General features: G+C 59.1%; 16 protein-coding genes. 8 read left to right on the plus strand and 8 right to left on the minus strand.

What is annotated here, in order from left to right; genetic code table 11:
* Nucleotides 1–239: 239 nt before the first annotated feature.
* The 3 genes from OHL21_RS22920 to OHL21_RS22930 form a co-directional block, all read right to left on the minus strand.
* Nucleotides 240–1,298 (minus strand): alkene reductase, encoded by a 1,059-nt coding sequence (locus tag OHL21_RS22920; protein ID WP_263419630.1) that lies wholly within the window; start codon nucleotides 1,296–1,298, stop codon nucleotides 240–242.
* 67 nt (nucleotides 1,299–1,365) lie between these two features.
* Nucleotides 1,366–1,929, minus strand: a complete 564-nt coding sequence (locus OHL21_RS22925; protein ID WP_263419631.1) for an LOG family protein — start codon at nucleotides 1,927–1,929, stop codon at nucleotides 1,366–1,368.
* Nucleotides 1,930–1,997: 68 nt separating this feature from the next.
* A complete protein-coding gene (locus OHL21_RS22930) occupies nucleotides 1,998–2,351 on the minus strand; it encodes a hypothetical protein (protein ID WP_147646937.1) in 354 nt (117 codons plus the stop codon).
* Between the two features lie 230 nt (nucleotides 2,352–2,581).
* Between OHL21_RS22930 and OHL21_RS22935 the strand changes: the two genes are divergently transcribed.
* The 4 genes from OHL21_RS22935 (at nucleotide 2,582) to add (ending at nucleotide 8,599) form a co-directional block, all read left to right on the plus strand.
* Nucleotides 2,582–5,326 carry an ATP-dependent helicase gene (locus OHL21_RS22935; protein WP_263419632.1) on the plus strand — a complete coding sequence of 915 codons (2,745 nt, stop codon included), beginning with the start codon at nucleotides 2,582–2,584 and terminating at the stop codon, nucleotides 5,324–5,326.
* Nucleotides 5,327–5,424: 98 nt separating this feature from the next.
* Nucleotides 5,425–5,580 (plus strand): hypothetical protein, encoded by a 156-nt coding sequence (locus OHL21_RS22940; RefSeq protein ID WP_263419633.1) that lies wholly within the window; start codon nucleotides 5,425–5,427, stop codon nucleotides 5,578–5,580.
* 158 nt (nucleotides 5,581–5,738) lie between these two features.
* The gene (locus tag OHL21_RS22945; protein WP_399259274.1) at nucleotides 5,739–7,304 is read left to right on the plus strand and encodes an amino acid permease; all 1,566 of its coding nucleotides are present in this window, start codon (nucleotides 5,739–5,741) and stop codon (nucleotides 7,302–7,304) included.
* Between the two features lie 263 nt (nucleotides 7,305–7,567).
* Entirely contained in the window at nucleotides 7,568–8,599 is a 1,032-nt protein-coding gene (gene add / locus OHL21_RS22950) for an adenosine deaminase (protein WP_263419634.1), read from the plus strand.
* 110 nt (nucleotides 8,600–8,709) lie between these two features.
* Here the strand turns inward: add and OHL21_RS22955 are convergent, their stop codons facing one another.
* The gene (locus OHL21_RS22955) at nucleotides 8,710–9,255 is read right to left on the minus strand and encodes a hypothetical protein (protein WP_263419635.1); all 546 of its coding nucleotides are present in this window, start codon (nucleotides 9,253–9,255) and stop codon (nucleotides 8,710–8,712) included.
* Between the two features lie 110 nt (nucleotides 9,256–9,365).
* Here OHL21_RS22955 and OHL21_RS22960 point away from each other — a divergent pair, with 110 nt between their 5' ends.
* The 4 genes from OHL21_RS22960 (at nucleotide 9,366) to OHL21_RS22975 (ending at nucleotide 12,485) form a co-directional block, all read left to right on the plus strand.
* Nucleotides 9,366–9,638 carry a hypothetical protein gene (locus OHL21_RS22960; RefSeq protein WP_263419636.1) on the plus strand — a complete coding sequence of 91 codons (273 nt, stop codon included), beginning with the start codon at nucleotides 9,366–9,368 and terminating at the stop codon, nucleotides 9,636–9,638.
* A gap of 157 nt (nucleotides 9,639–9,795) precedes the next feature.
* Nucleotides 9,796–10,746, plus strand: coding sequence for an ACP S-malonyltransferase (fabD, locus tag OHL21_RS22965; RefSeq protein ID WP_399259276.1), 951 nt, complete (start codon nucleotides 9,796–9,798; stop codon nucleotides 10,744–10,746).
* Nucleotides 10,746–11,555: an ABC transporter ATP-binding protein gene (locus OHL21_RS22970; RefSeq protein ID WP_263419638.1), complete on the plus strand. Its 810-nt coding sequence runs from the start codon at nucleotides 10,746–10,748 to the stop codon at nucleotides 11,553–11,555. The genes fabD and OHL21_RS22970 overlap by 1 nt, the downstream gene beginning before the upstream one ends.
* A 177-nt stretch (nucleotides 11,556–11,732) precedes the next feature.
* Nucleotides 11,733–12,485: a metallophosphoesterase family protein gene (locus OHL21_RS22975; protein ID WP_263419639.1), complete on the plus strand. Its 753-nt coding sequence runs from the start codon at nucleotides 11,733–11,735 to the stop codon at nucleotides 12,483–12,485.
* 110 nt (nucleotides 12,486–12,595) lie between these two features.
* Here OHL21_RS22975 and OHL21_RS22980 read toward each other — a convergent pair whose 3' ends face one another.
* The 4 genes from OHL21_RS22980 to rpsB all read right to left on the minus strand — a co-directional run bounded on the left by OHL21_RS22980 (nucleotide 12,596) and on the right by rpsB (nucleotide 18,216).
* Complete coding sequence (locus tag OHL21_RS22980) at nucleotides 12,596–14,842, minus strand: patatin-like phospholipase family protein (protein ID WP_263419640.1); 2,247 nt, start codon at nucleotides 14,840–14,842, stop codon at nucleotides 12,596–12,598.
* A gap of 337 nt (nucleotides 14,843–15,179) precedes the next feature.
* Complete coding sequence (locus OHL21_RS22985) at nucleotides 15,180–16,361, minus strand: RtcB family protein (protein ID WP_263419641.1); 1,182 nt, start codon at nucleotides 16,359–16,361, stop codon at nucleotides 15,180–15,182.
* Nucleotides 16,362–16,506: 145 nt separating this feature from the next.
* Complete coding sequence (gene tsf, locus OHL21_RS22990) at nucleotides 16,507–17,172, minus strand: translation elongation factor Ts (protein WP_263419642.1); 666 nt, start codon at nucleotides 17,170–17,172, stop codon at nucleotides 16,507–16,509.
* 147 nt (nucleotides 17,173–17,319) lie between these two features.
* Complete coding sequence (gene rpsB / locus OHL21_RS22995) at nucleotides 17,320–18,216, minus strand: 30S ribosomal protein S2 (RefSeq protein ID WP_263419643.1); 897 nt, start codon at nucleotides 18,214–18,216, stop codon at nucleotides 17,320–17,322.
* Nucleotides 18,217–18,267: the final 51 nt, after the last annotated feature.

Here is an 18,267-nt window from a genome sequence, read left to right on the forward strand (position 1 = left end):
CCCCAGGCTGGTATAGAACGCGCCTTCAGCGCTTGATTCTTGATTCTCCGTACCAATGTCCACGGATCGCTTATAGGGCGTTCTGACGCGATGGTTTGCGCTTTTTGCAAGTTGACTTCCGCAGCCTCTAGAAGCCTGGGCATCTCTGTCCACCGAAAGAGAGCCCAGGGCCTTAAACCCATGTATCTTTACAATTTTTTCATTTCGGAGGGCTGAAGCCCGCTGCTCTCACCTATGTCTCAGTCCTCAGGCAGCGTCGGGTAATCCACATACCCTTCCGGATTATGCGTATAGAAGGTCTCCGGATTCGGCTGATTCAACGTCAGCCCTTCCGCAAACCTCCGCGGCAGATCCGGATTGGCGATAAACAGCTTCCCGAACGCCACGGCATCGGCCCAGCCATCCTTCAACGCCTTGCCTGCCTGCTCAAAGGTGAACGCTTCATTCGCCACATAGACGCCGCCGAATTTCTTCTTCAGCTCCGGCCCCAGGCTGTCTTCCGCCACGCGCTCACGGGCGCAGATAAAAGCGATCTTCCGCCTACCAAGCTCCGTTACTACATATCCAAAGGTCGCGGCTGGATTTGAATCCTGAATGCCATGTGCTCCCGGACGTGGAGCTAGATGCATACCAACCCGGTCAGGTCCCCACACACTGATGGCGGCATCCGCACACTCCAGCATCAATCGCGCGCGATTTTCCAGACTCCCGCCATACTCATCCTCACGATGATTGGGCCCATCCTGCAGGAACTGATCGAGCAGGTATCCGTTCGCTCCATGCAGCTCTACACCATCGAAACCGGCACGCTGTGCATTCTGTGCTCCGCGGCGGAACTGCTCTACCACCTCTTTGATCTCTGCGATCGTCAACGCACGCGGCGTCTCGAACGAGACCTGCGGCCGCAGCACATTCACTGTTCCCGGCGCAGCAATCGCACTCGGCGCTACCGGCAACTGACCGTTGAGTAGCTTCGAATGCGAGATGCGGCCGACATGCCAGATCTGGGCAAAAATGCGGCCGCCGGCCTCATGCACTGCCTGCGTAATCGGCTTCCACGCCTCAACCTGCTCATCGCTCCAGATCCCCGGCACTTGCGGATATCCAACACCCAAAGGAGCCACGGGTGTTCCCTCGCTGATAATCAGCCCGGCGCTCGCGCGCTGACGATAATACTCCGCCTGAATTGGCGTGGGTACATGGTCTGGCGTGCCACGCAGCCGCGTCAGCGGTGACATGAAGATACGGTTAGGAAGATCGAGGTCACCGACGCGGATGGGATCAAACAGAGTAGGCATACCTACGCTTGGATGGTTCGATGAACGTGAAAGATTCAACAGATCGCGACGCCCGGAACGCGGCGCACTATCCCAGACAAAGCCGGATCGCTTCGTCCACCGTATCGGCTACCAGCAGCAACTCTCGTCTTGGCTGGGTTAACACACCTTCCGCGATGCAATGATCCAGAAACGCCAACATGCCGTCCCAGAACTTTGCCGTATTCAACAGCACGATCGGTTTGGAATGGAGCTTCAGTGTCGACCAGGCCAGCACCTCAAAGAGCTCTTCCAACGTCCCGAAGCCGCCGGGCAGAATCAGAAACGCATCTGCCTTCTCTCCCATCAGGGCCTTGCGGTCATGCATCGTCTTCACGATATGAAGTTCGGTTATCTCGTGATGCGCTACTTCCATATCGACCAGCACATGCGGAATGACACCGGTCACACGGCCGCCGGCGCGAAGTGTCGCATCAGCCACTGCGCCCATCAGGCCCACACGGGCGCCGCCATAGATAAGGCCAATATTTTGCAGAGCTAGCTGTCGCCCCAGGTCCTCGGCATCGGCACGATATTCGAGCCGTGCTCCATTGGCAGAGGCACAAAAGACACAGATATTACGGGAAGGCGAGATGGCTGCCGGCGAAGACATACTCCATTAGAGTACGCCTTCACCGCCAGCCATCCGGGTAAGGGGAGGGGATTGAGAAATGTGAATTTTTAGTTCAACGCCAGGGTCGCGTTGTTCATATCCTTGGAAAGCTGCACCATCAGAGTGCCAGCGGCGACCTTGTCGGTGGCAGTGTTGCTGTAAACACGGGTACCGTCAGCGGCTTCGAGCTGCTTGCTGCTCTTGGCGGCGATCGTCACGACATCATCGCCGATACGAAGCTCGCGTGCCTCATTGGAATCGTTACGAACGGTGAACTTGATAGTCTTGCCGGCCTTCTTCATGGAGGTCTGCGTATCCGGAGTGCCCTTCTTGAAGAACGACGCGGCATGCGCGGTAGGGGCCAAAGTCATGGCGGTGAAGGCGATAGCGAAAGCGGCGCGCGTAACAGTCTGACGGTTCATTTGAGTTTCTCTCCTTTGCGGTGGCTGATCGAATCTCATCTGCCTAGGTTCAGGTGATTTCGTCACGCAGGAGGCATTACGCGGCCTGTTCCAACTTTGTTCCACCTTTTTTCGAAATTAATTTCGAGTAATTTTCTGCACTTTACTTGCTAACGTCCATTCACCGCGGCTGTCTTATATGCTCTTGTGCGCTGCGGCGGTAAACTTGATGGAGGAGTAGTTTTCTCGTCTTGCAGCATCTTCTCGACAAGTTGAATCCGCAGCAAAGAGCCGGTGTAGAGACCGTCGACGGTCCTGTGTTGCTGCTTGCCGGCGCCGGTTCCGGTAAGACCCGTGTCATCACGCATCGCATCGCGTACCTGATTGATCAACGGGGTGTCTCTCCTGATTCCATCCTCGCCGTGACCTTTACCAACAAGGCCGCGAAGGAGATGGAGGAGCGCGTCCTCTCACTGCTGGGCCACGGATCGCTCTCCAAGCCCTCGATCTCGACCTTCCACTCGTTCTGTGTGCGTACCTTGCGCCGCGATATCGAAGCCCTGCGTGTGAATAACGTCGGTCTCACCAAAAACTTCGCCATCTATGACGAGACCGATCAGCAGGCCGTCGTCAAGCAGGCACTGAAGCGGCTGGGCATCGACGACAAGCAGCTGAAGCCGCGTGTTGCGCTCGGTCGCATCTCATGGGCGAAGAATCACATGATCGATCCGCAGGAGTACTTCCTCAACTCCACCAATCCCCTGGAAGAGCGGATCGCACACATCTTCAAGATCTATAAACAGGAGCTGGCCAAGGCCAACGCACTCGATTTCGACGATCTTCTGCTCGAGACCGTACGCCTTTTCAAGTCCTCCTCCGAAACACGCGAGCGCTACAACCGCCGCTATCGCTACATCCTCATTGACGAGTACCAGGACACCAACCGTCCGCAGTACGAGCTGATGAAGATGCTCGCCGGCGATCATCACAACGTCTGCGTCGTCGGTGATGAAGACCAGTCCATCTACAGCTGGCGCGGCGCCGATATCCGCAACATCCTCGAGTTCGAAAAAGACTTTCCAGAGGTACAGACCATCCGTCTGGAACAGAACTATCGTTCCACCCAGGTCATTCTTGAAGCCGCCGGTGCCGTCGTCTCGAACAACACGCAACGCAAGGGCAAGAATCTCTTCACAACGCGCGATGGCGGATCGCTGATCGGCTACTACGAAGCTCCTGATGGAGAGAATGAAGCTCTCTTTATCGCCGATCGCCTGAAGAGTTATCTAAGAACCGCTTCGGAAGGAGACGGCGAGGCGCGCTGCGCCATTCTCTACCGCACCAACTCGCAATCACGTTTGGTGGAAGAGGCGCTGCGCCGCTACCAAATTAAGTACACGATGGTGGGCGGCTTCTCGTTCTACGAACGGTCCGAGATCAAAGATATGATCAGCTACCTGAAGCTGGTCCAGAATCCGCATGATTCTGTCGGCCTGGCACGTGTCATCAACGCGCCTGCTCGCGGCATCGGCAAGACGACGATGGAGACGCTCGAACGTCTTGCACTCGAGACCGGTATGTCCACATGGGACGCCATTGGCCAGGCGATCAAACAGCGCCTGCTGCCGCAACGTGCCCTCACCGCGCTCGAAGGCTTCAAACGGCTGATCGAAGATGCGCGCGCCATGCTTGGCCCTGGCTTCGCAGAGAAGCTTGCCGAAGATACAGCCGCCGCGGCAGAAGAAGACGTATCGTTTTCGTTCGCCGAAGCGGAAGCAGAGATTGAAAACGAAGAGGCTGACGCCTCCTTCGATACCAGCTTCAATTTCAACTTCAACTTCGACTTCGGCCCAACGGAAGAACAATCGTCCATCGCTCCGGAAAATGCACATGGCACCGAAGACGTCTCCTTCAATCCCTTCGCTCCGGTGGTAGAGAAGCCCACTCCTGCGTCCAAAGCCGATGCTTCCAAGGAAGATGCCTCCACGGAAAAGCTTGAGACCAGCACCCGCATCGACGGCTTCCGTGCACCCGGCGATCCGGCCACGCTGCCTGAGCTGATCAAGTTCCTCAACGACCGTTCCGGATATATCCGCGCTCTTGAGGAAGAAGGCACGCCCGAAGCCTTCTCGCGCATTGAAAACCTGAAGGAACTCGCCAACGCCGCGCAGGACGCCCAGGAGCGCGGCGAGACTCTGGCCGACTTCCTCGATCACGCCGCCCTGGTCTCCGACGTTGACCAGTACCAGGCCGATGCCAAGGTCACGCTGATGACCCTGCATGCCGCCAAGGGCCTGGAATTCCCGCTGGTCTTTCTCTGCGGCATGGAAGAGGGACTCTTCCCACACTCGCGTGTCCTGCAAGACCCCACCGGTCTGGAAGAAGAGCGCCGCCTCTGCTATGTGGGCATCACCCGCGCGATGGATACGCTCATCATCACTAGGGCACGATATCGTCGCCGCTACGGCAATGACATGCCAGAGGCGAGCATGCCCTCACGCTTCCTGGCGGAGATTCCCTCCCGCCTGATGGAAGATCTCGGCAGCCCGCGGCCCACTCCATCGTGGTCGAGCGGCGACAGCTACTCCCGCTATGGCGGTGGTAACCGATATGGCCAGCAGCGGCGCGATCCCTACGAAGAGGGCGAACGCCACTATTCCTACGAGGACGAAGACCAGTCCGGCAACCGCGGACGTCCGCAGCAACGCTATGGCGCCGGCAGCGGTGGAGGCGGCCGTTCCGGCTCCTCCATGGACAACATCGCCAGCTTCTTCTCGCAGCGTGGCCAGAAGGTCTCCCGCCCGAAGATGGATCTCCCCGAGCCCACCGGCAAGACCGGAATGGCCCGCGGAACCCGTGTCCGGCACCCCAAATATGGGGAAGGAATTCTGGTCCGGCGCGAAGGCGAGGGGGATGACGCCAAAATTACGGTAGAATTTCAGAAGCACGGCGTTAAGAAGCTGGTGGAGAAGTTTGCCCAGCTCGAACGCATCTAAGTCGTATCCGGAATTCGTCGTATCGGGATTCCGTATTCAGAAGTTCCGCATCCGGGCGACCTGGGCGTGCAACGTTTTCAGAGAACAGAGAGAAGACAGTGGCAAATACCAAGAGCGTTACCGACACAGCAGAGCGCAAGAAACTGAAGCGCGCCGCCCGCAAGAAGGCGGCTCCCAAGGCCAAGCGCACCACCCCGCGCGGCTCCAACAAGAAGAAGGTACGGAAGTTGACGCGCGGTCAGTCCAAGCGCTAGAGACGCACGCTCTTCCAACAAGCATTCAAGGCAAGGCCCGCCTATGCGGCGGGCCTTGCTTTTTGCTGCCTGGAATCATTGCCTCTAGGACGTAATCTTGCTGTAATCGAACCTGAACCACACACCACATCCGCAGGAGCACTCCGCTGGCCCGGCAAATTTTCGCCACCAAGTCCATTGACAAGCTCATCTCTGAGTCAGAGCAACCGGAACGGAGCCTGAAAAAGACGCTCGGACCGGTCTCACTTACCGCACTGGGCATCGGCGCCGTTATCGGCTCCGGCATCTTCACTGTCATTGGAACGGCCATCGGAGGCAATCCTTCCAAACTTGCGGACTGGAAGGCTTCGCCCATCATTGACCTGATCCTGCACCACGGTTCGGTCGCCGGCCGTCCAGGCGCGGGCCCTGCCCTGGCGCTCTCTCTGATTCTGGTCGCCATCGTCTGCGGCCTGACCGGACTCTGTTATGCCGAGCTCTCCAGCATGATCCCTATTGCCGGCTCGGCCTATACCTACACCTACGCCACTCTGGGCGAGCTTATCGCCTGGATCATCGGCTGGGATCTCATCCTCGAATACGCCTTCTCGAACATGAGCGTCTCCGTCGGCTTCGCGGCACACGTCGTCGACCTGATTGACTGGCTCGGCATCAAGATGGATCCCAAGTGGCTTTCCCCGGCCTATCTGCCGCTTGGCCTGCAGGATCTCGCCGGACATGACATCTACAAACCAGGCTGGCACGTCGGCTTCAACATCCCGGCGTTCCTCATTGTGCTTATCCTCACCGTGATCCTGGTCCGCGGTATCCGCGAATCTGCCCGGACCAACAACATCATGGTGCTGGTGAAGATCTTCGCCATCCTGCTCTTCATCTTCTTCGGCCTGAGCTTCATCCATCCGGGCAACTACCACCCGTTCGTTCCCAATGGCTTCCCCGGTGTTCTCGCCGGCGGCTCCATCATCTTCTTCACCTATATCGGCTTCGACTCCGTCTCTACCGCGAGTGAAGAGTGCCGCGATCCCAGGCGCGATGTTCCCATCGGCATCATCGCCACGCTGGTGATCTGCACCCTGCTCTACGTGGGAGTCGCCGCCACCCTGACGGGCATCGTGCCCTGGCAGTCCATCGCGGGCGACGCTGCCCCCGTGGTAACGGCCCTCAAACGCATCAGCCTCACACCGGAAGGCCATCACCTGCATTGGGTGCGTCTGGCCGTGCTCCTCGGAGCCATCGTGGGCATGATCTCTTCCATCCTTGTCTTCCAGCTCGGTCAGGCGCGCGTCTGGTTCGCCATGTCCCGCGATCGCCTGCTGCCCGATGTCTTCAGCAGCCTGAACCCGAAGTACCGCACACCGGCCTTCTCGACCTGGTTCGCCGGTATCCTTGTAGCCATTCCATCAGGACTCTTCGACGTGGGCTCGTTCGCCGAGATGTCGAACATCGGCACTCTCTTCGCTTTCGTTCTGGTCTCAATTGGAGTGATCGTGCTGCGGCGCCGCCAGCCGGAACGTCATCGCGGCTTCCGCGTTCCCTTCGGTCCGGTCATTCCCGTCCTCAGCACGCTCTGCTGCGTGCTTCTGATGGCGGGCCTGCCGGCTATCACCTGGGTACGTTTCTTCGTGTGGCTGGTGATCGGCCTCTTTGTCTACTTCCTCTACAGCCGCAAGCGCAGCGAGTTCGCGCCTAAGGCTCAGAGCATCGTTACGTTGCAGGAAAAGTAGCTATTATTACCCTTCGCACTCTTCGGCTAGGGCGACAAATTCAGTTGATCTGATACAGCATGACTGAAGGTGGTGGGAGCAGCGGGCTTGAGCCAGGCTTGAGCCCGCTGATAAAGGCGTAAAAGTAGACGGGCTTTTAGCCTTGGGCCTCCTCTGTCTGTGAGGGATGGGGCACCCAGAGCATGGCTATCTGGAATTTGTCGATACGCCCTAGAAACACGTTCATCACGTCGCACCCCCTATCGCCCGGTACACTAACAGTCATGCCGCAACGGCCTCTGTATCCCTTCGATCTCGAACCGCGCGACTGGCTTCGGCGCCTGCCGAAATGTGAGTTGCACCTGCATCTCGAGGGCACCATTGAGCCGGAGACCCTGGTCGAGCTCTCCCGCCGCCACGACGACACTCCCCTTTCGTTGGAACAAGCCCGCAAACTCTACCGGTACGAGAACTTCCTTGAGTTCCTGATGGCGTTCAAGTCAGTGACCGAACGTCTGCAGACACCCGAAGACTATGAGCTGATCACCTACAACATGGTCAGTGCGCTCGCGTCGCAGGGTGTTGTGCATGCCGAGGTTTACATCTCTTTCGGCATCATCTATTTCATCAAGCAGCTTGAAGTCGAGCCATTCGTTGAAGGCATGGAGCGAGGACGTCTCCGCGCTGAAAAAGACTTCGGCGTCACGCTGCTCTGGATCATCGATGCTGTACGCCACTTCGGGGTAGACGAAGCCGCCCGCGTCTTTCGCAAAGCGGCCGAGTTGCGCGAACAGTATCCCAGCATCGTCGGTATCGGCATCGGCGGCGATGAAGCTCGCGGCCCCGCCGATCAGTTCCGCGATCTCTATCTCGAAGCAAAAAAGGCCGGCCTGCGGCTGACGGCACACGCCGGTGAGTCAGTCGGCCCGCACAGCATCTGGTCCGCCATCAACATCGGCGCTGAACGCATCGGCCATGCTCTCACCGCCGCCCAGGATACGGAGCTTCTGGAAGTGCTCGCGGAAAAGCAGATTCCGCTCGAGCTGAACATCACCAGCAACTTGAAAACCGGCTGTTGCCCTTCGCTCGACTCCCACCCGGCCCGCGACTACTTCCATTCGGGACTGATGGTCACGCTCAACTCCGACGACCCACCGATGTTCGGAGCCAATCTGCTGGACGAGTACATCCTCGCCCACGAACAACTCGAGTTCACCTTGGAACAGATGCGCGAACTCGCCGCCAATTCCGTAGAAGCCAGCTTCTTAGGCCCGGAACGGAAGCTGGCGCTGCTGCGGCAGGTGGAGCAATTCTAGTTGCTAGTTGCTGGTTCCTAGTTGCTAGTTGGCCGCATAACTGGTGGCGTTAGCCATCCTTGCTTCTCACTAGCAACTAGGAACTAGCAACCAGCAACTGGTTCCTGCTCCTACGGAGCAGGGACCATCACCGCATTCGGGTCCACCTTCGGGATCCCGAAGTGACCGCTCAGATGCAGCAGGTCCAACGGACGGAGCCGGCACGAGATCGAGATGAAGCTCATCTGTCGCGACTGGCGGATCAGTACCGAGACATCGTCGATCTGCGCTCCGCTGAAGTGCATCCACAGATCGGTACCGGTACCGGGATCGCGCTGGTTCGCATTGACCAGGTGCTTCCATCCGGCGGCTTTGTACTCGGCGGCCACTGACTCCAGCTGCCGAGGGTCATAGCCGATCTCGTCGCGGAAGTGATAATTGGTGACGGTAATTCCATGGATCGCGGCAGCAGCGCGGCGGGCGTCTTCGTCCGCGATGAGAGAATCCGCTGAGTCCAGCATCGCCTTGTCAAAACTGAAGCTGGAGCGCGACCCAGCGGAGCCCATCAGCTCCACCCCCTCAGGTATCCGGTTCATCAGCGGCTGCTGCGCGCGGGCGGTAAACGACAGGATCAGCAGCGGTAAGACCAGGAAACGAAGCCGGGAACGTATCTTCATCACCTTCTTATGAACCCGAAGTTGGCGAGTTGGTTACTCATGGGAAGAAAATTTCCCCGGAAACTAAGGCTTTCTGCAAGCCATGCCGATGGTGCGTTATGATGCATGGCATGAAGCCGTTTGGAAAGCGCCGTATTTTTGGCACAAGGCTCGATAAGATTCCTGCCGTAGTGATCGAATCTCTACCCAGCAGCGAGGCGTCGCGCTCGCGCGTGCTGAAGACTGTCGGCTGGGTCTCCGCCGGTCTGGGCGCGGTCGCCCTCGGCCTCTTCGTCGGCCGCGAACTGCGCCAACGCTACAAGTTCAATCGCCGTACCCCCTACGACATCTACTCGCATGCCGGTGACGAGATGCAGGATGTCGAGTTTGGCGTGGGAATTTAGGGCAGTTGCTGGTTCCTGGTTGCTAGTTGTTCAGTCTCGTATAACGATTGTGGATTCAATAGGAAAGCGTGGTCCGTCGGATCACGCTTTTGGCTTTTAACCAGCAACCAGGAACTAGCAACTAGCAACTGCCCTCCTTTACCATGCCCCTATGAGCATGCAAAAACTGGCGTTTCTCTTTCCTGGGCAGGGTTCCCAGGCGGTCGGGATGGGCCGCGATCTCTATGACAGTTTTCCGGTCGCAAAAGCGGTCTTCGACGAAGCCGATGCAGCGCTTGGGTTTCCGCTCTCGAAGCTCTGCTTCGAAGGTCCGGAAGAGGATCTGAAGCTCACAGAGAATACCCAGCCTGCCATCCTGACGGCGTCTGTCGCCGCTCTGCGTGTGCTCGAAGAGAAGGGCATTCGGCCAGCCATCGCCGCCGGACACTCGCTGGGCGAATACTCCGCCCATGTCGCCGCCGGTACTATCAGCTTCGCCGACGCTGTCCGCACCGTGAAAAATCGTGGCAAGTTCATGCAGGAAGCTGTCCCCGCTGGCCAGGGCACCATGGCCGCCATTCTGGGCCTGCCCGCCGCCACCATCGGAGAGCTCTGCGCCCGCGCCTGGGATGAGACCGATTCGGTCGTCTCCGCCGCCAACCTCAATGCTCCCGAGCAGACCGTAATCTCCGGCGCCATCAAAGGCGTAGAGCGCGCCGCTGAGCTCTGCAAAGAGGCTGGCGCAAAGCGAGTCGTCATGTTGCCCGTCAGTGCTCCTTTCCATTGCTCCATGATGGCTCCCGCCAGGCATCAGCTCGCCACCTATCTGGAGCAGGTCAACTTCCACGACCCGCAGATTCCGGTCGTCTGCAACGTCGACGCCCGTGTCGAGCACCGCCGCGCTGAATCCCGCGATGCCCTCATCCGCCAGGTCACCGGCGCAGTTCGTTGGGTGGAATGCGTACAAACCCTCGTCGCCCAAGGCGCAACCCACTTCATCGAGGTTGGCCCGGGACGTGTCCTCACCGGCCTGATGCGCCAGATCGACCGCAATCAGAAGGCCCTCAATGTCGAAGACTCTGCATCGCTCGAAAAGACACTCACAGCCCTGGCGGACGTAGCGGAGTAATGAGCTCACTGCTCGAAGTCCGCAACCTGCAGGTATCCTTCGGCGGAGACCGCCCCGCGGTCGATGGCATCGATCTCGACGTCGCCGCCGGTGAGTCGCTCGGGCTTGTGGGTGAGTCGGGCAGTGGTAAATCCGCCACATCGCTGGCCGTGTTGCGGCTGCTGCCTCCCTCGGCGCAAGTCCGCGGCCAGGTCCGTTTCAACGGGCGTGACCTGCAGGCACTCTCGACAGAGGCCATGCGACAGGTACGTGGCCGCGAGATCGCGATGATCTTCCAGGAACCGATGACCGCTCTTAATCCGGTCTCCAGCATCGGCACCCAGATCGCCGAGGCGGTCCGTGCACATCACCCCAACCTCTCTCGTGCGGAGGTGAAGGAGCGCGTTCTGGAGTCGCTCGTGCAGGTTGCAATGCCCGACCCTGCCCGCCGCTATGATGACTATCCGCACCAGTTCTCCGGCGGACAACGACAACGCATCCTGATCGCCATGGCGATCGTGAACCAGCCCCGGCTGCTCATCGCCGACGAGCCGACAACGGCGCTCGACGTCACCGTCCAGGCACAGATTCTGCGTCTGCTGGCGGACCTCCGCGAACGGCACGGGCTCTCCATGCTCTTCATTTCGCACGATCTCGCGGTCGTGGCACAGACATCGGACCGCGTCGCCGTCATGCAGCATGGACGAATCGTGGAACATGCGACGGTCCACGAAATCTTCCACCAGCCGCAGCATCCCTATACGAAGCGCCTGCTGGCCTCAGCCCCGACCATGCAGACTGACCGGTCTAAACCTCTCGCCCAGGTTTAGAGCGTGCCATCAAACTTCAGCGGGTCATCATGAACGAAAGGGAAGGATCTGCTTCTCTTTGCAGGGATCTTCTTGAGCCCTCTATTTTCAAGTTTTTAACTTTCCACCCAATCTTGTTACATTGGTGTGCAGGCCCAACCCATAACCGTTGCGCGCCGAACACTGAATTTATCTGTCATGCGCGCGCTTGTTCTCTCTGATATTCACGGAAGTTTGGAAGGCTTAGAGGCTGTTCTCGAAGCCGCCGGGGCCGTCGACAGGATATGGGATCTCGGGGATGTCGTTGGTTACGGCGCCAGCCCGAATGACGTCGTTGAAAAGATTCGCGCAGTTGGCTCGCTGCATGTCCGCGGTAACCATGACCGTGTCGCCGCCGGCCTGACCTCTTCCCTGAACTTCAATCCCATCGCCCGTGCAGCCGCTCTGTGGACACAGGAGGCTCTCTCGCCCACCAACATGGATTGGGTACGCGCTATGCCGCAAGGCCCCCTCTACCCCGAGGGCGTTGCCGTAGCTTGCGTGCATGGCTCCCCGCTCGATGAAGACGACTACATCCTCAACGTGCGCGATGCGTGGGCTCCCTTGCAACAGATGCAGCAGCCGCTCACCTTCTTCGGTCACACCCATGTGCAGGGAGGCTTCATCCAGCAAGGCACCGCCTGGCGCGAACTGATTCCCGAGTACCGCTCCCGCGAAGTCGCCGAGACCTGGGTCCTGAAGCTCGACCCAGAGTGCCGCTACCTCATCAATCCCGGATCCGCCGGCCAACCCCGCGACGGCGACTGGCGTGTCGCCTGCGCGATCTATGACACCGACGAAGCCACCATCACCTTCCACCGCCTTCCCTACGACATCATCAAAGCGCAGGGCAAGATTCTGATGGCAGGACTGCCCGATAGGCTGGCTATTAGGTTGAGGGACGGAAAGTAGAGCGAGTTAAAAGTTGCGAGTTAAAAGTTAAAGCGTTAATGCCGTGGCGAGCTTTGGCTGCATCGACCCACCCTTGCATTAACGCTTCAACTTTCAACTTTCAACCGCTTTCAAAAAGAGCGGCCAATGGTAAAGCTCAGCTTCCTTCTCCCTGCATCGCCGATCGCAGGACCGAAGCTGATCACACCCAATGGAGTCTCTGCCAGCACGCCGAACATGACGTCCTGGCGTAGGAAGCTTGAGACTGGCTGCGCATAGTCTGTGCCTGTGACACCGATCGATCGTGGAGCGCGCATCTGGCCTGCCTCATATGCAATCGCCAGATAGATGTTCTGTCCCAGAGGATCCGGCAGCTTTGCGATCCTGCGTAGATACGCCTCGCGAAGGTAGAAGTAATCCGTTCCGCGATACTCCTCGAAGGCCGAGGCGGAGAGCCTCCCAGGCCCACCCAGCGTGAATCGATAAGGCTGCGCCACGTCGCGATTGAACAACGTGCCACCTTCTACGGCAGCGAGGAAAGTGTTGCCACCGATGGTATGAGCGAACTGAAACTCGCCGACGACGCGCGGAGCCGCTGCCGCCTGCTCGCCTGCCTTCAGATAGCCGGCCCCCAGCTTGTACTGAAAACCACGCTGCGCCACCTCAGCACGGTCCTGTCCGTCGTGGGCGTAGCGCACATCGAAAAGATGCGCCACCTGCGATGAGTCGCCCTGGCCATCGTTGCCGGTCTTCGTCACCCAGCGCTGGCTCCAGGCTTGCCAACCCGCGCGAAGCTCGCTGTTATGGCTGAAGGTATATCCAAGATCGACACCGCCGCCGCCGCGCTGCCACAGCCTCTCCGATAGGCGGTCCTGGTCGTGATAAATGAAATACGGCCGCCGGGTAAACTCTCCATGCGGAGCGAGAAAGAGACCACGTGTATTCAGCAGGCGATAGTACTCAAGATCAAATTGCTGTAGCCAGCCCAGCTCCACGGTGCCGCGAAGTTCCGAGCCATACCGTCCGAAGTCCTGGTGCAAATACGTCAGGTCGAGCGTAAAGCGGGGGGTCTGACCCGACTGCGCCTGCCCATTGATGCCGATAAGAATGAACGGAGGCCCGTTCTCCTTATCAGTCAGCTTCACCGTGATATCCGCATCGCGCACACCACGGATAGGTCCCGACGGATAGCTGACCTGGTAGGTCGCCTCGTAGCGTTCATCCGCCCGCAACTCATCCAGCGGTTTGTCGATGACAGTGGCTTCCGCCGGCTGGCCTACCAGCTTCTGCAACTTATGCTCCACCGCCTCCTTCACCTCGTGATTATGAGTCTCCACCTTGATGGAGGCGATGTTGCGCGGCTTGTCCGCCGTCCTTGAAGCCCGGCTCGCAAGATACGCCGCCCACTCCGTGTCGGAGACCGTGTAGGCCATTAGCTTGTCCTTCTGCGCCTCGGTTGCGTCGTAGCCAAGCTTCACCAGGTCTACAGCTTTGCCGTAGTCCATCACCGTCAGGTCGCCGGTCTGCGGCTCGATGACGACATCCGCCAGTCGGCGTGACTGCAGCTCGTTGCCCCAGATCGCCACTGAGAACGACCTCTGCAACGTTCCCAGCAGGCTGCCGCCGCTGTTCGGCGCCAGCTTGGTCAAAGGCATCGAGACCGCGAGAATCACATCGTCATGCAGATCGGATTTCAACGTCTGTGTCGGCAGGTTCTCAAGTACGCCCCCGTCTACATAGGTGTGTCCGTCTCTCTGCACGGGGGGAAAGATTCCCGGTAGCGCGATGGAGGCGCGGATCGATTCCGGCAGCGATCCGCGCGCGAACACCACCGGCTTGCCCTCGGTGATATCCGTCGCAGTACAGCGGAACGGAACCGACAACTGGTCGAAGCTGGTCTTGTCGCCATACGACAAGAACTGCGCCGAAAGGAAAGCATTCAATCCGGCATCGACCAGCAGGCCATTGCGAATGCTGATGCCATGCTTCAGGCCGATGGTCATGTAGTTGGGTGCGCTACGGCGATCTTCGCGCCGGCGATAGTTCAACGCGCTGAAGTCGTTGGAAAGGCGAAAGACCTTGGTCAGCACCTCATCGGTGGTCAACTGCTGGATCTCATCCGGCGTATGGCCGGTCGCATAAAGCCCGCCGATCAGCGCTCCCATACTGGCGCCCGCGATACCGTCCACAGGGATGTGGTGTTCCTCCAGCCAGCGCAACACACCGATCTCTGTAAGGCCAAGCGCACCGCCGCCACCGAGGGCCAGACCAATCTTCTTCCGCTCAGGCTGGGGTGTGGGTACTGCTGTCTGTGAGGACAGCGGCGTGGTGCAGAGTGCAGCCGTGAGGAGGGCCGCTACGGTCGAACGTTTCCGCATATCTTATGGGATGCCCTTCTTCCACCTGCGGTCCAGTAAAAACTAACCGAAAGAATTGGAATAGCTAATGGTGGTATCGGCGAATAAAACCCATACACTGGGTGCCCCATCCATCGCAACGCGATGGGTGGGATGTTCGAGCATACTCGAACTCGCTTTCCTCTCTGAATCGAGAGAAGTCAAAAAGATGAGATTTACTGCTATCTGTTCCAGACAGCGCTGTAAGCGAAATGGTTCGAGCTGTGCTCGAATCTCCCACTCACGCTTTCGCGTGAATGGGGCACCCAGTGTGTAGTTCAAAAAAAGAGACCCGGCTTTCGCCGGGCCTCTTCATTATTCAATCCTTATAGGGATCGAACTCGTTTGCTCCCGCCATGGCCACACCCAGCGGAGTCAGGGTATGCAGCACACGCACCGTATCGCCATGCTCGGAGATTACTTCGTGCAAACGCTTGTAGCAGTGCGGGCTTTCATCCAGCCCGCCGCCACGCAACACCACACCCGATGCCTGTAGCCACTCCTGCATCATCTGCGTCGTCACCTGCCCGGGACGCTTGCACACCCCGGTCTTGCGGTCATACACACCTGCAGCCTGCTTACGGCCCATCACGCGGCCCGCGCCGTGCACCGTGGAGTACAGCGCCGTCTTCGAGTCCGCAGAGTCAACACCCTCCAGAATCACCGACTGCTCTCCCATTGTGCCGCCGACGAAGCCCTTCTGACCCGGAAATGCAGGCGTGGCTCCCTTACGGCAGACCCACATCTGCTTGCCGCCGTGCTCTTCCAGCCAGGCGAAGTTGTGGTGGTTGTGCACCTCTTCCACCACACTCGCGCCCAGCAGACGAGCCACACGGTCGCACACCCAGTCACGGCCGGCGTACGCATACGCTCCACCCAATTGCATGGCGGCAACATACTGTGCTCCCAGGTCGCTGGTCACGTCCAGAAACACAGGATCAACCATCATGCCGTCCTTCGCTCCCGCGGCCTTGAGGAACCACGTTGCAATACCGTGGCCCAAACCACGCGAGCCGAAGTGCACGCCAACCCATGTGCGGTCCTGCTCGTCGACAAACAGATCGACGTAGTGGTTGCCGCTGCCGATGGTGCCCAACTGCGCCTGCGCCTTACGCTTCAGCGGCTTCGCGGCGTCCGTGTCCCAGCCCGGGTGGCCATCCTTCGCGAAGATCGCATGATCCACCTCTTCGTTGTTTTTACGACCAACACCGAAGGAGAGCGTATTCCACACGTCATCCATGATGCGTGCGATGTTCTGCCGCACTTCACTGCCCGGAATATCCAGGCGCACGGCTTTGTTTCCGCAGGCGATATCGAAGCCCACAGCCGTAGGGCTGATGCGGCCCTCGCTTGCGATCACGCCGCCGATCGGCACGCCATAACCAAGATGTCCATCAGCCATCAAGGCCATATAGTCTGCGTGGCGGGCGCAGACCTTTGCCTGCTCCAGCGTGTTCTCTTCATGCTTTCCCCATACCGGGATCTTGTCTACTAACTGCATTGCTGCTCTCCTTTCTGTCTGATCTCCGCGCCGAGCAAGCGCAGGAACCAAGGCTGAGTGCCGCTGCGGCGCGAATCGCGTTGGCGGCAAAGTAAAAGGCCCGGCTGTCGCCGGGCCTCGTCTGGTGCAGAGTTGAAGCGCAGACTTATGCCTGTGCTTCCTCCGACGAAGCGGCGAGCTTGGTGGTCGCGACGGTCCAGTTGGACTCGCCGATCTTGAAGCGGGCAAAGCGGCGAACCGAGATATTCTCGCCAAGCTTGCCGATCTTCTGCGCGATAAGCTGCGCGATGGTGACCGACTGCTCCTTGATGAAGGGCTGCTCCAGCAGACAGACCTCCTCGTAGAACTTGCTCATCTTGCCCTCGAGCATCTTCTCGATGATGTTGGCCGGCTTGCCGCTGGCGGCAGCCTGAGCGCGGAAGATCTCCTTCTCACGCTCGATGTCCTCAGCCGTAACCTCTTCCTTGCCGACATAGCGAGGATCGGTGGCGGCGATGTGCATCGCGATGTCCTTCAGCAGCTCCTGGAAGTCGTCGGTGCGGGCAACGAAGTCAGACTCGCAGTTCAGCTCCAGCAGAACGCCGATCTTGCCGCCCGCGTGGATGTAGCTGCCCACCAGGCCCTCGTTGGTCGAGCGCGAAGCCTTCTTGGCCGCGGAAGCCATGCCGCGCTTACGCAGCACGACGAATGCCTCTTCCATATCCCCCTTGGCCTCCTGCAGCGCCTTCAGGCAGTCTCCCATGGGAGCGCCGCTCTTCTCGCGGAGTTCCTTTACCAGCTTTGCGTCGATCTTTGCAGTCTCAGTCGCCATGTTCCATTTCCCTTCTTTTCCGTTCAAATCTTCGTTGATCTGCCATCCCGCGCACATCAATGTCCGGTTACGCGGGCAGGCATACAAAAAGAGCGTGGTTGCCAATGAACCGGCAGCCACGCTCCCTTGTGCAAGTTCGTGATCTGCTTAGGCGCCGGCTTCGGCGGTAACCTCAGTCTCGCTCTCCGTCTTACGAATGCCGCCACCGAGGGCAGCTTCCAGATCGACGGTCTCTTCTTCTTCAACCACGGGCTCCGCAGCAGCCACCACATCACCCTCTTCGCCGTCCTCACCGAGGAAGTGCGACGCGGTCTCAACCGGGGTCACATCCTGGTACTCGTCGGCAAACGCCTTGTCGCCAACCATCTGCACGCCCTCGTAGGCGGCATCGGCGATCTTGGTCGTAAACAGACGGATGGCGCGCAGCGCGTCATCGTTGCCGGGGATAACGTAGTCCACCACGGTGGGATCGCAGTTGGTGTCAACAACGGCAACCACTGGAATGCCAAGCTTGCGGGCTTCCGAGACGGCGATGGCTTCGTTGTTCGAGTCGACGATGAAGATCGCATCCGGCAGGCGGCGCATGTTCTTGATACCGCGGAGATTGGCATTCAAATGCTTGCGCTCGCGCTCCAGGCGGATGACTTCCTTCTTCGTCATCAGCTCATAACGGCCATCGGTCGACATCTCGTCCAGCTCCTGCAGACGCTTGACCGACTTCTGCACCGTTACCCAGTTCGTCAGCAGACCGCCAAGCCAGCGGTTGTTGATGAACGGCATACCGGCGCGCTCGGCTTCCTCCGCAACGGCGTCCTGTGCCTGGCGCTTGGTGCCGACGAACAGAACGGTCTTGCCCGAAGACGTCATGTCGGTGACGAACTTCGCAGCTTCCTTGAACATCTTCAAGGTCTTCTGCAGGTCAATGATGTAAATGCCGTTACGCTCGCCGAAGATGTACTCCTTCATCTTCGGGTTCCACCGCTTGGTCTGGTGCCCGAAGTGTACGCCTGCTTCGAGCAGCTCCTTCATCGTAATCGTTGCCATAGAGGCTCCTTCATCAGGTCATCGAGCCGGTACAACAGAGTGGCCGATTGA

It is taken from the genome of Terriglobus albidus (assembly GCF_025685425.1).
Taxonomy (GTDB): Bacteria; Acidobacteriota; Terriglobia; order Terriglobales; family Acidobacteriaceae; genus Terriglobus; species Terriglobus albidus.

Coding starts and splice junctions, on each gene's coding strand:
- OHL21_RS22920 (WP_263419630.1), bottom strand. CDS start 1,298: ATGCCTACTCTGTTTGATCCCATCCGCGTCGGTGACCTCGATCTTCCT.
- OHL21_RS22925 (WP_263419631.1), bottom strand. CDS start 1,929: ATGTCTTCGCCGGCAGCCATCTCGCCTTCCCGTAATATCTGTGTCTTT.
- OHL21_RS22930 (WP_147646937.1), bottom strand. CDS start 2,351: ATGAACCGTCAGACTGTTACGCGCGCCGCTTTCGCTATCGCCTTCACC.
- add (WP_263419634.1), top strand. CDS start 7,568: ATGCCGCAACGGCCTCTGTATCCCTTCGATCTCGAACCGCGCGACTGG.
- OHL21_RS22955 (WP_263419635.1), bottom strand. CDS start 9,255: ATGAAGATACGTTCCCGGCTTCGTTTCCTGGTCTTACCGCTGCTGATC.
- OHL21_RS22960 (WP_263419636.1), top strand. CDS start 9,366: ATGAAGCCGTTTGGAAAGCGCCGTATTTTTGGCACAAGGCTCGATAAG.
- fabD (WP_399259276.1), top strand. CDS start 9,796: ATGCAAAAACTGGCGTTTCTCTTTCCTGGGCAGGGTTCCCAGGCGGTC.
- OHL21_RS22970 (WP_263419638.1), top strand. CDS start 10,746: ATGAGCTCACTGCTCGAAGTCCGCAACCTGCAGGTATCCTTCGGCGGA.
- OHL21_RS22975 (WP_263419639.1), top strand. CDS start 11,733: ATGCGCGCGCTTGTTCTCTCTGATATTCACGGAAGTTTGGAAGGCTTA.
- OHL21_RS22980 (WP_263419640.1), bottom strand. CDS start 14,842: ATGCGGAAACGTTCGACCGTAGCGGCCCTCCTCACGGCTGCACTCTGC.
- OHL21_RS22985 (WP_263419641.1), bottom strand. CDS start 16,361: ATGCAGTTAGTAGACAAGATCCCGGTATGGGGAAAGCATGAAGAGAAC.
- tsf (WP_263419642.1), bottom strand. CDS start 17,172: ATGGCGACTGAGACTGCAAAGATCGACGCAAAGCTGGTAAAGGAACTC.
- rpsB (WP_263419643.1), bottom strand. CDS start 18,216: ATGGCAACGATTACGATGAAGGAGCTGCTCGAAGCAGGCGTACACTTC.